General features: G+C 55.4%; 11 protein-coding genes and 2 pseudogenes. 10 read left to right on the top strand and 3 right to left on the bottom strand.

Features of this window, described 5'->3' with window-relative positions; translation table 11 throughout:
• Positions 1 to 314: pseudogene (locus tag K419_RS23065) on the top strand (integrase core domain-containing protein); the annotation flags it as partial.
• A 43-nt stretch (positions 315 to 357) separates the two neighbouring features.
• Positions 358 to 652 (top strand): annotated as a pseudogene (locus K419_RS23490) (hypothetical protein); the annotation flags it as partial.
• A 53-nt stretch (positions 653 to 705) separates the two neighbouring features.
• Here the strand turns inward: K419_RS23490 and K419_RS23485 are convergent.
• The 3 genes from K419_RS23485 to K419_RS0107865 form a co-directional block, all read right to left on the bottom strand.
• Complete coding sequence (locus tag K419_RS23485; RefSeq protein WP_156912186.1) at positions 706 to 2,388, bottom strand: hypothetical protein; 1,683 nt, start codon at positions 2,386 to 2,388, stop codon at positions 706 to 708.
• Positions 2,389 to 2,489: 101 nt separating this feature from the next.
• Positions 2,490 to 3,092 (bottom strand): hypothetical protein, encoded by a 603-nt coding sequence (locus K419_RS21755; protein ID WP_051292920.1) that lies wholly within the window; start codon positions 3,090 to 3,092, stop codon positions 2,490 to 2,492.
• Positions 3,093 to 3,257: 165 nt separating this feature from the next.
• Entirely contained in the window at positions 3,258 to 3,698 is a 441-nt protein-coding gene (locus tag K419_RS0107865) for a single-stranded DNA-binding protein (RefSeq protein WP_026841109.1), read from the bottom strand.
• A 417-nt stretch (positions 3,699 to 4,115) separates the two neighbouring features.
• Between K419_RS0107865 and K419_RS0107860 the strand changes: the two genes are divergently transcribed.
• The 8 genes from K419_RS0107860 (at position 4,116) to K419_RS0107825 (ending at position 11,699) form a co-directional block, all read left to right on the top strand.
• A complete protein-coding gene (locus K419_RS0107860) occupies positions 4,116 to 4,811 on the top strand; it encodes a lysophospholipid acyltransferase family protein (RefSeq protein ID WP_026841108.1) in 696 nt (231 codons plus the stop codon).
• Positions 4,812 to 4,994 (top strand): hypothetical protein, encoded by a 183-nt coding sequence (locus K419_RS0107855; protein WP_012532399.1) that lies wholly within the window; start codon positions 4,812 to 4,814, stop codon positions 4,992 to 4,994. It begins immediately after the preceding gene.
• A gap of 31 nt (positions 4,995 to 5,025) precedes the next feature.
• Positions 5,026 to 5,427, top strand: coding sequence for a tetratricopeptide repeat protein (locus K419_RS0107850; protein WP_026841107.1), 402 nt, complete (start codon positions 5,026 to 5,028; stop codon positions 5,425 to 5,427).
• A 55-nt stretch (positions 5,428 to 5,482) separates the two neighbouring features.
• A complete protein-coding gene (locus K419_RS0107845) occupies positions 5,483 to 7,159 on the top strand; it encodes a ribonuclease J (RefSeq protein ID WP_026841106.1) in 1,677 nt (558 codons plus the stop codon).
• A 158-nt stretch (positions 7,160 to 7,317) separates the two neighbouring features.
• Complete coding sequence (locus K419_RS0107840; RefSeq protein WP_026841105.1) at positions 7,318 to 9,651, top strand: DNA translocase FtsK; 2,334 nt, start codon at positions 7,318 to 7,320, stop codon at positions 9,649 to 9,651.
• Between the two features lie 37 nt (positions 9,652 to 9,688).
• On the top strand, positions 9,689 to 10,255 hold the full coding sequence (locus K419_RS0107835; protein ID WP_026841104.1) for a glycine cleavage system protein R: 567 nt from the start codon (positions 9,689 to 9,691) through the stop codon (positions 10,253 to 10,255).
• A 4-nt stretch (positions 10,256 to 10,259) separates the two neighbouring features.
• Entirely contained in the window at positions 10,260 to 10,766 is a 507-nt protein-coding gene (def, locus tag K419_RS0107830; RefSeq protein ID WP_026841103.1) for a peptide deformylase, read from the top strand.
• A 216-nt stretch (positions 10,767 to 10,982) separates the two neighbouring features.
• Positions 10,983 to 11,699, top strand: coding sequence for a cytochrome c biogenesis protein (locus K419_RS0107825; RefSeq protein WP_026841102.1), 717 nt, complete (start codon positions 10,983 to 10,985; stop codon positions 11,697 to 11,699).
• Positions 11,700 to 11,793: the final 94 nt, after the last annotated feature.

Raw genomic sequence — 11,793 nt, 5'->3', positions numbered from 1 at the left:
CAACCGGCGGATTCAAGGACCTAGAGGAAGCACGGCTTTGGGGAGCGCGATTTGTCCACTGGTACAACTTCGATCATCGACACAGTGGCATCAAGTACGTAACCCCCGCTCAACGTCATGCCGGAGAGGATGTTGAGATTCTCAGGGCTCGCCACGAGCTCTATGGAAAAGCAAGAGAAGCGAACCCTCGGCGGTGGTCAGGTAGTACCCGTGATTGGACGCCAGTGGCAGCCGTGACACTCAATCCAGAACGCGAGGCAGTAGTGACCAAAGTCGTCCTCGAAGAAGAAAATAAAACTGTCAACGCTGCATAGGTCAGGCGACAACTAGCTTGACACGCGCCGCACCTCATCCACAGATCTTGAGGAAGCCCGCCTCTGGGGAGCGCAATTTGTCCAGTGGTATAACTTCGAACAACATCGTCATAGCGGGATTCGCTATGTCACGCCTGCGCAACGCCACGCAGGACAGGGACATCCTCATGGCGCGTCACGAGCTCTACATCAAGGCCAAAGAAAGCAAACCAAGTCGATGGTCAGGCAACACTCGTGACTGGACTCCAGTAGGCCCAGTCACACTCAATCCAGAACGCGAAGCGATCGTCAGCACAGCTGCTTTGGAGGCAGAGAACAAGACTCAAGTAGCAGCATGACTAGGCGACAACTAGCTTGACGCGCGCCGTAGGCGTAGGCCAAATGTCACTTCCTACGACGTAACCCGACGGAATACCTCACGCAGTTGTTCAACGTTAACTCGTTCAAAAATCTCTTCTGGATATTCAATACTACTGAAAACTCCTTCGTTGCCACTTAAGGCAGAACGGATAATTTCGAGTTGTCGGTCCACTTTTGCTTTGGCTTGTTGAACGAACACAGTATTTTCTGCAAGTTCATTGGATTTTTCAATTAGTTCTTTTCTTTTTTGCACCATCTCAACATCAAGTTTCTGAATTGGTTCAACGAATGATTCGGGCAAGTCTTGATAATTAATTATAACTTCGGTATTATTTAATAAACTCTCTAGCAAACCAAGAAGCTTATTGTAATTTTGTTTATCATTTATGAGCTTTATATAGTCCTCTGCCAATCCTATGAGTCTGACCTTATCATCTTTATCCATCCAGCTAAAGTCGTAATTATTTATGAAATCCTTGGCATCATCTTCTGAGAAAAACTTTCTTGGAAACTTTGATATTTTAAAATCATAGATAGCCCTTTCAATCTTAAGCCTAAGCTCAGTAGAAAGTGATTGAAACCATTCCTGGCTCAGCACGCTTTCAAAGTTGTCGTCTGTTTTTAACCAGTAATCGATATTTCGGTAAATATATTGTTCAAGAGATTTTACGTACTCAACCCAATGGTCTGGTGTTATACCTTCTGGTTTTTGAATAAAAAACTCAATCATATTATTTATTTTAGTGCCAGATTTTCGAGAAAAACTTTCGAGCATTTTGTCTACCCAACTCCTACTCCCTGCAACACGTATTTCTGAGTATTCATTCTTGTCAAATGAAACAAGTAGATCTAAGACTTTGCAAGCTTCATCCTTGCCAGTAGAAAACTTTATGGTTTGCAGTACAGCTGTTTTAAATATTTTACTTGCGGCTCTATCAGCTTGTTCAGCTAGCTCACTTGGAATTGACAAAGATTCTGAGTTGCAGTTCAAGTACCTATAACCTCTGTTTTTGTAAAGATCAGCCAATTTAGTGATAGCAGGCGTAGAAATAGTGTCAGAGAAATACTTATCAATTGCTTTCCCAACCAGAGAAATCCACTTTTTCCGTTTTAAGTGCCAAGGTTTCGAGCGCTTAAGAAGCCGATCAGGATTGAAATCTGCATCCCATTCTAAGGGGGCATTTTTCCACATAAACCATCCCCACCCCAAAATATAAATAATAAATAATGAACTACCTGAAAGAAATCCAGTTATGGGATTAGCTTTTGCGAAAATATCTTTACCAATTCCCTGGCTATGCTTTAACTCTATGCTAGAAGCGGGTAATGGATCTCTTGATTTGACTACGACGCGAAAAGCTTCACTTGGCCTTAAATCTAAGTACCTTACTTCAAGTTTGCCTTCCTTAAAATACTCTTCAATTTTGTCCGTTTCAACTGAACGATGAATTTCATAGCCGAGAACTGGAAACTCAGAACCAAAAACAACATCTTTTGCAGGAGCATCACCAATATTCTTGACCATAATCTCCTGTATGGAATTTTGCTCTGAGCTATTAAGCATTTTCGTTGAGATAGGAGAGGATAAGGAATACCTGACATCTGCTTTCTCTGAGAAGTTTTTTTGCAACCAAAATGTAAAAAAAACTGCAAAGATTGCGGCTATACTTGGAACAAGCCAAGATGCGGTGGAGGTCGATCTATCATTTTTCATCAATAGCCCCAGTATTCTCAATGTGTGTTTGATACTTATGTGACACAAACCGGCAGTTCGACCGTTACAAAATCAAGTTTTAATCAATTTCAACCAATGTCTCAAGGCGCCAGCGGCGGAGCGCTAGCGGAGACCGTTGTCGCCGCTGGTTGTGCGTTTTGTAAAAAGTTGAAAAACTGATAGTCGTCGGTAAGGACCTGGCTTTGCGGAAAACCGGCATCCTTCCTCATTTCGAGGATGCAGGCAGCATAAAGCCTTTTCAAATCTGTCTGTGGAAATGCTGTCGGTTGCTGTGCAATGATTACCTGCTTTTTCATAAACTCATTCAGTGAGTTCAAAACCGTATCTGGTGCCCAAAGCCAAGCAATCGCATATGCCTGAAGAAAATTTTGTTGCTCTTCTTGCCCTGCTGCATTTCCTGATATGAAAATTCTCAAGGCTCCCGCTATGTCTTCATATACTTGCCTTCTTTTTTGTAGAAAGGCAATCTCTGACTGCAAGGATGTTTTCACCTGCTCAAGATCAATAAGATATTGAGATTTTATACTTTCCACTTTGTCAGTTATTTCATGAATATCCTCCTTGGAGGCAAGGTTTTTCCCTTTCTCGTTAAAGTATGAGGTCAGGAAGCTTTTGCCGAAGAGGGTTAATATGCCAAAGACTATGATGTTAATGATCGATAAACATAACGCCAAAACATCCATACTTCACTCCTTTCCAGCCACAACGACCTAATTGACGGGAAATTGCCCTCGTCCCCTCTCTGAGTTCCGTGGACACATTACTGAATTCCCGGAAACAGCCAATTTTTTTAAAACAAAAAAGCCGCGACCTTGGCGGTAGCGGCTTTTATTCTTTCGTTTATAGGTCTAAAAGGGGATCTCGTCGTCCGGGTTGAATACCGGCTCTTCGTAACCGCCGCCCTGGTTGTAATCTTGCTGCGGCCTGGACTGACGCTGACCACCGCCGCCGCCTTCGCCTTTGGCGGAAAGCATCTGCATCTTCTCGCCTACGATCTCGGTGGTGTACCTGTCTTTGCCTTCTTTGTCGGTCCACTTGCGGGTCTGCAGACGCCCTTCGATATATACGGTCTTCCCCTTGGAAAGGTACTCGCCGGCGATCTCGGCAAGACGCGCCCAGAGGGTGATGTTGTGCCATTCGGTCTTCTCTTCCCAGTTGCCGTCCTTGCCCTTGAACTTCTCGGTGGTGGCGAGGGAGAAGGATGCTACGGCGGTGCCGCCGGCGGTGTAGCGCACCTCGGGGTCTTTCCCCAGGTTCCCGATGAGCATCACCTTGTTCAGACTTGCCATATGCTTTCTCCTTTTCGCTTGAATATTGAGCGCCGATGCTACATCAAAACCCGCCTCTAGAAAAGCAATATTTTCCGGAGGAACAAAACCGAAGGCGGAACACAGAGGACCCTGAGGTTCACGGAGGACACAGAGTAAGGCGAGGTGCCAGTCCCAGATGATTCGGGGAAATTCCGGCAATCTTCACGTCAATGTTCTGCAGTGTGAAGCATCCGTTATCGCAGGACTTTTAACTTCCAGGCATCGATTAATGCACCGCTTAAATGGCAATGTTGATTTACCCTAATCCTTTGCCTTGCTCAAATCGCTGTGTCACAGCTACATATTTCGCGCAAGCTGGAGCTGGCGCGGGTTCGTGTATGGGTCTACCGATAATTGGTTTGACTCCTATGATAAAAAAAAGTAACTTAGCCGGTCATGCTGAGAGCTTGTATCTACTTACTTTTCTTCGTTCCGTACACCCTGTTATGCAGCCTCGCCGCGGTGATCGGGGGGCTTTTCGACGGTTCCGGCCGGGCCGGACACGCCTGCGCCAGGATCTGGAGCTTCGGCTCCCTGTCAGCGGCCCGCATCCGGCTTGAAGTGAACGGCCTTAACCACGTTCCTACTGAGGGGCCCGTCATCTACATGGGGAACCACCAGGGGAACTTCGATATCTTCGCACTGACGCTCGCGGTGCCGCGCCTTTTCTCCTGGGTTGCCAAGGAGGAATTGTTCAAGGTGCCGGTATTCGGCGCGGCCATGAGACGGGCGGGATACATCCCCCTGGACAGAAGCGGCGGCAGGAAGGCGCTCAAAAGCATGAAGCAGGCGGCGGAGCGGATCGCCTCGGGAGCCAGCGTGGTGATCTTCCCGGAAGGAACCCGCACTCAGGACGGATTGCTCCTCCCATTCAAGCGCGGGGCATTCATGCTCGCCGGCATGGCGGGGGTCCCTATCGTTCCTTTCACCATTAACGGCAGCCGGGCGATAAACCCGCGCAACCAGCTGGAACTGCGGCCGGGGACTATTTCGGTGGCTTTCGGCGCGCCGATCGAGGTGAAGCGGGGTGCCGAGGGTGAACTTATGGAGCAGGTGCGTGAAGCTATCGCGGCAAAGTTGGAGGTTGACTAAATGGTGATGGCTTATTTGGCGCTCGCCGCGGCGGGCATAGCCCTTGTCTGCTGGGGATTTCCCGCGTCCCATCGCTTGCGGAAGCCTTTCGATATCCTGGCGGCACTGGCGGTTCTCGCGGGGGTGGCGTCCTTTCTGCTCGGCACGCTGCTTACGGTGGCGCCCCACTTCTTTCAGGGATGATTCCCTGCACCGGACGAACAGGAAGTAACACATGGAAAAGGTAAAAACCGTAGCGGTTAACATCGCCGCCATCGCGCTCATATCGCTGGTCCTCATCTGGGGAAACACGCTGTACCGGCAGCACGCCCAATTCAAAAAGGGGGAGCAGGCTGCGGCTACCGGGAACTTCACCGCCGCCGTGGCCGGCTACGAGGCGGCCATCCACATGTACACCCCGTGGAGCTCGGTGGTCGAAAAGAGCGCCCAGAAGCTGTGGGCCATCGGCGACGCCGCCGAGCGCAGCAACGACATCCCCCGCGCGCTTATTGCTTACCGCGCGCTGCGAAGCTCGTTTCTTGCGACGGCCGGCATCTACTCACCGGGCGAGGATTGGATCAAGCGTTGCGACACACGGATCGCGCAGTTGGTGCAGCTGCAGCCGGCGCAGCGGTAGAGATCTAAAGAAGGGCAAGCATTCCCGCGTGGGATACAAAGAAAAAGGATAATTTTTGGAAGAAACCAGCACAGAGAGTACCGGGCTTAAGTTTGTAGCACTGGGAGGACTAGGAGAAATCGGCCTTAACATGGCGGCCTTCGAGTACGGCGACGACATCGTCATCGTCGACTGCGGGCTCATGTTCCCCGAGCCTTACATGCTGGGAATTGACGTGGTGATCCCCGACATTGGCTACCTGATCGAGAGGGCGGACCGCATCCGCGCCATCCTGCTCACCCACGGCCACGAGGACCACATCGGCGCGCTTCCCTACGTGCTTAGGGATATCAATCCCCCCATCTACGGGACGGCGCTGACCCTGGGCTTCGTGAAGGAAAAGCTCAAGGAATTCGAGCTGGATCAAAAGGTCGACCTGAGGGTGGTCAAGCCGCGGGACACGGTGCAGCTCGGCTCTTTCGAGGTCGAGTTCATCCGGGTCGCGCATTCCATCGTCGACGGCTGCGCCCTGGCCCTAAGCTGCCCGGAAGGGGTGGTGATACACACCGGCGACTTCAAGCTGGACCAGACACCGGTCGACGGCGAACTGACCGATCTCGCGACCTTCTCCCGCTACGGCGAGAAGGGGGTGCTCGCGCTCTTCGCGGACTCGACCAACATCGAGCGCGAGGGGTACACGCTTTCCGAACGGCTGGTGGGGGATGCTTTCGAGGAGATCTTCCCGGCCTGCGCCGGCAGGGTCATCGTCGCCGCCTTCTCCAGCAACATCCACCGTGTGCAGCAGGTGGTGCGCGCGGCGGAGAAAAGCGGCAGGAAGGTGCTTTTGAACGGCCGCTCCATGATCGGCAACGTGCAGATCGCGCGCGAATTGAGCTACCTGAAGATCCCGGACGACATACTGATCGACCTGAAGGAGCTTCCCAGGCTCCCCAAGGAGCAGGTCTGCATGATCACCACCGGGAGCCAGGGGGAGCCGAGGAGTTCGCTGATCCGGATCGCCATGGACGATCACAAGCAGATCAAGCTGGAGCGCGGGGATACGGTCATCCTTTCCTCCCGCTTTATCCCGGGCAACGAAAAGACCATATCGGACCTGATGAACCACCTGTACCGGCGCGGCGCCGAGGTGATCCACGAGAAGGTTTCCGAGGTTCACGTCTCCGGCCACGCCAGCCAGGAGGAGTTGAAGCTCCTGCACAACCTGGTGAAGCCGCGCTTCTTCGTCCCGGTGCACGGCGAATACCGGCACCTGGTGAAGCACTCCCAACTGGCCCAGAAGGTCGGCACTCCCGAGGAGCGCTGCATCCTCGCGGTCAACGGCGACGTCATCCTCTTTGCCGGGGACGAGGCGTGCATCGTGGACCAGGTCAGCACCGGCCGCGTCTTCGTGGACGGCAAAGGGGTAGGGGACGTCGGCAACGTAGTGCTTAAGGACCGGAAGCATCTCTCCGAAGATGGAATGGTGGTGGTCATCATCGGCATCAACCAGACCACCGGCGAGATCATCTACGGCCCCGACATCGTTTCACGCGGCTTCGTCTTCGAGGACGATAGCCAGGAGTACCTGGAAGAGGCGAAGAAGGTCGTGCTAGATACGCTGGCGCTGGTCACCCCCGAGGTGATGACAGACTGGAACGAGGTGAAGCTGGAGGTGCGCCGCGTGCTGCGCCGGCTCTTCAACAAGACCCTGGAAAGGCGACCGGTGATACTGCCGCTCGTGTTGGAGATGTGAGAACCCGTTCAACGTTCTAGGTTCAATGTTCAACGTTGAATTCTGCCTCTGGCGTGAACCTTCGTACGGTGCTGTCCCAAGCCAGGAGAAATGAGCTACCTACAGACGTCCAGCATCGAACGTTGAACGTTGAATCGCAACTAACGGATTTTTAGACTATGGCGACAGACGAGAAGATAGAAAAGAAAGAGAAAGTGACGAAGGAGATGAAGGGGATGGCGTTCGCCGTCGCCGGGATCTTCCTTAGCGTCGCTCTCGCCTCGTTCAACGGGGAGGACCTCTCTTTCAACAGCGTGTCCACCTCGATGCAGACCCATAACCTCGGGGGACGCTTCGGCGCGCAGTTGGCGGACGTTTTCCTGCAACTCTTCGGGCTCGCCTCTTATATTTTCCCCTGCACTCTCATCTACCTGACCTACCGGGCCTTCGGGCCGGACCCGATCCGGTGGCGCCGCTATAAGGGAGTCGGCTTCGTCCTGCTCGTGGTCTCGGTGTCGGGGCTCTTCGCCTTCAACCTGCAGTTCACCGAGTTCCTGGGGCAGAGGGTTCCCAGCGGTGGCTTCGTCGGCTACCAAAGCGCGGACCTTTTGAAGCGCGGCTTCGGGAAGTTCGGGGCGCTCCTTATCCTCCTCCCTATGCTGGCGGCCTCCGCCATGCTCCTGTCCCGTTTCTCCTTCGTCCTCTTCGCCAACTGGTGGGTGACGGCGCTGAAGGAGCGGTGGGCGAAGCACAAGCAGCGCCAGGCGCTGAATAAGGAACTCGCGGCGGAGAAGAAGGAGAAGGGGGATAAAGGGGAGAAGACGAAGCCTCATGCGGCGCCGGTGATAAAGCCGGCCGTGGTTGCGCCGCCGGTTCCCGCCCCGAACGTGAAGAAGGAGAAGAAGCAGGACGAGAAGAAGACCGCGCCGGTCCAGGAGGCGTTCGAGTTCATCAAGGTGGAGGGGAACTTCCGCACCCCGCCGCTCTCCCTGCTCGATCCGGTTCCCGAGGCGGGCAAGCGCCAGGACCGCGAGACCCTGACCATGAACGCCAAGCTCATGGAGAAGAAGCTGAAGGACTTCGGCGTCGACGGTGAGGTGGTGGAGATCTGCCCCGGCCCGGTCATCACCATGTACGAGTTCTCCCCGGGCCCCGGTATCAAGGTAAGCCGCATCGCCGGGCTCCAGGACGACCTCACCATGGCGCTCCAGGCCCATTCCATCCGCATCGTGGCGCCGATTCCGGGCAAGGGTGTCGTCGGTATCGAGCTTCCCAACCGCGAACGGGAGATGGTTTCCTTGAAGGAGATCTTCAACTCGGAGGAGTTCCACAAGGGGAAGATGAAGCTCCCGCTGGCGCTCGGAAAGGACATCGCGGGGAATCCGCTGGTTACCGATCTGGCCAAGATGCCGCATCTTCTGGTCGCGGGCGCGACGGGTTCGGGCAAGTCAGTGGCGATCAACACCATGATCCTCTCGCTTCTCTACACCTCGACCCCGACCGACGTCCGGATCATCATGGTCGACCCCAAGATGCTGGAACTCTCGGTGTACGAGGGTATCCCGCACCTCTTGCTGCCGGTGGTCACCAACCCGAAGAAGGCGGCGCTCGCGCTCAAGTGGGCGGTCGAGGAGATGGGGCGCCGCTACAGGCTCATGGCCGACAAGGGGGTCAGGAACATCGACTCCTACAACAGGGAGCTGGAGCGGGAAGAGAAGGAAGTCGCCGAGAACAAGGCGCGCGAGACCGTGGTGGTCGAGGAGATCGAGGAGGCAGACCATCTCGAGGATCCGGAGGACATGGAGGCGCGCGAGGCGGCGATCCAGGCCTTCCTGGCCAAGGAAGACCAGCTGGAGCACGGGCATCTCCCCTACATCGTGGTCATCGTCGACGAGCTTGCCGACCTGATGATGGTCGCCGGCCGCGAGATCGAGGAATCCATCGCCCGGCTGGCGCAGATGGCGCGCGCCGCGGGAATCCACCTGATCCTCGCCACCCAGCGCCCGTCGGTCGACGTCATCACCGGTCTGATCAAGGCGAACTTCCCGGCGAGGATCTCCTTCCAGGTTTCCTCTAAGATCGACTCGCGCACCATCCTGGACGGCAATGGCGCCGAGTCGCTTCTGGGTGCGGGGGACATGCTCTTCCTCCCGCCGGGGACCTCGAAGATGCTCCGCTCCCATGGCGCCTTCGTCTCCGACGCAGAGGTGCAGCGCGTGGTCGAGTTCCTCAAGAAGCAGGGGAAGCCGGTTTACGAGAAGTCGATCCTCGAGATGAAGGCCTCCGACGAGAAGGGAGGAGGCGACGACGAGGAAGAGCTTGACGAGCGCTACGACGACGCGCTGGCACTGGTGGCCGAGGCGAAGCAGGCGTCCATCTCCATGATCCAGCGCCGCCTGCGCATCGGCTACAACCGCGCCGCCCGCATCATCGAGAAGATGGAGCAGGAAGGGGTCATCGGCCCCTCCGACGGCACCAGTAAGCCGCGCGAAGTATTTATCAATAAGATCTGAGGGATCGAACCTTCGGGAACAACTAGAAGGAGAAACAATGAACCTTTGCCGCAAGCCCAATTTGGCCCATTTCGCCGTGACCATCATCGGCAAGGACCGCACCGGCATCGTCGCGGACGCCTCCGAGGTCCTCTACAGGCTCGGCTGCAACGTGGAAGACTCCAGCTGCACCATGCTGGGGGGCGAGTTCGCCATGATCCTGATCGTTTCCCACGAAAAGCCCTTCTCCAAGAAGCAGCTGGAGGCGGAGTTCGCGGCCAAGAACGCCAACACGGGCCTTTCCGCCTTCATCCGGACCTTGAAGGAAGACGAGGTCTGCTACCGCGGACCGGAAGGGGAGCTCTGCCTGATCTCGGTGTACGGCAGCGACAAATCCGGCATCGTCTACCGCGTCACCCGCGAGCTCGCCGACCGCGGCGTGAGCATCGCCGACCTCAACACCAAGCTGATCGGGACGCCCGAGGAGCCCGTCTACGTGCTGGTACTGGAAGCGGCACTTCCCACCGGTATGGCGGTGGAAGACGTCACCAACCTGCTGGAAAAACTGAAAAAGGAGTTGAGTGTGGAGATTTCGGTGCGGCTTATCACACCGGTCTCGCTCTGACGATATGGCAGTTCGAAATATAGTCACCTACCCGAACCAGATACTGAAGACCCCTTGCCAGGTAGTGGAACAGATCGACGACTGGGTGCGCCAGCTGGTGGACGACCTTGTGGACACCATGCATGCCGGGCCGGGTTCCGTCGGCGTCGCCTCCCCCCAGATCGGCGTATCGCTGCGCGTCTGCGTCATCGACGTCTCCAAGAACCGTCACGGCAAGGACAACAACCACGGGCTGCTGTTGATGATAAACCCGGAGATCCTGGCCCGAAGCGGCGCCGCCGTGATGCGCGAGGGTTGCATGAGTGTCCCCGATTACACCGGCGACGTCGAGCGCTCTACCGAGCTTACGCTTCGCTTCACCGAGCCCGACGGTACCGTCCGGGAGTTCGAGGCCTCCGGCTTCGAGGCGGTCGCCATACAGCACGAGTTGGACCACCTGGACGGTCTGCTGTTCCTGGACCGCATCGCCTCGCTGAAGACCGGCCTCTTCCGTCGGAAGAGCTACAAGTAAAACCAAACCTCTCACAAGGAGGAAATCTGAGGAAATCTGAGCATAGGCACACCGGAGAGAAGCAAAAAGAAAGGGTTAAACCTTTAAAGGCTTTGCTTCTCACAGTTCTCAGATTTTCTCCGTGGCTAAAGGTTTAGGTTTGAAGGTTTTCTCCTTTTAGTTTTTTCTCAGATGTCATCAGATGTTCTCCTTGTTAATGGTTTTGAGGGTTTTGTGATGAAGTGGCTTCTGATTAGCTCCGCGGTCCTCTATCTCGCTTCTTTCAAGCGCCCCGTGTTCCTGGCAGCGCTCGCCGCCGGCCTTGTGTACTTGGGCTCGCGCGGCCTCGCGCTCGGAAGGCTGCCGCTGATCGGGCCGCAGGACACCCTCGCCTTCTTCTCCAGCTCCATCGGACTCATGGCGCTTCCCTTCGTCTACGCCCGCGCGGCCGCGAACGAGCGCTTCTTCACCTGGGGCACCGGCGTCTTCGCCGGTCTCTTCGCGCTCCTGGCGACACCTTTCCCTACGCTGAACATGCCGCTTCCCCCCGTCCTGGACACCTACTGGTTCGAACTGCACGTGGCGCTTGCCTTCTTCGCCTACGCCCTCTTCGGTATCGCTGCGCTCTTCGGCGTGGTGTTCCTGATGCAGGGGAAAAGGCAGGTCCTGGACCTGCAGTACCGGGCGGCGTTGGTGGGGTACACCTTCTTCTCGCTTTCCATGATATCCGGGGGGATCTGGGGATATTACGCCTGGGGAACCTACTGGCTTTGGACCGCGAAGGAATTCTGGACATCGATCCTCTGGGTCTACTACTCGCTCTACCTGCACCTGCGCCTCAAGGGGCAGTCCTGGGACCGCGGCTTCGCCTGGATGGGGATCGTCGGTTTCTTCGTGACCCTTTTCACCTACCTTGGCGTCAGCTTGCTGATGCGTAGCTCGCATAGCTTTTAGAGGCGTAGCACACGGATTGAACGGATGACGCGGATAAAGGCGGATTAAACACTCCAGCTTTAGGTCTTATCCGCGGTAATCGTTTTTTATCCGC

Origin of the sequence: Citrifermentans bremense R1 (assembly GCF_000426865.1) — a bacterium.
Classification (GTDB): Bacteria; Desulfobacterota; Desulfuromonadia; order Geobacterales; family Geobacteraceae; genus Geomonas; species Geomonas bremensis.
The sequence above is the reverse complement of the archived record's forward strand: the minus strand, read 5'-3'. Positions and strand labels throughout refer to the sequence as shown.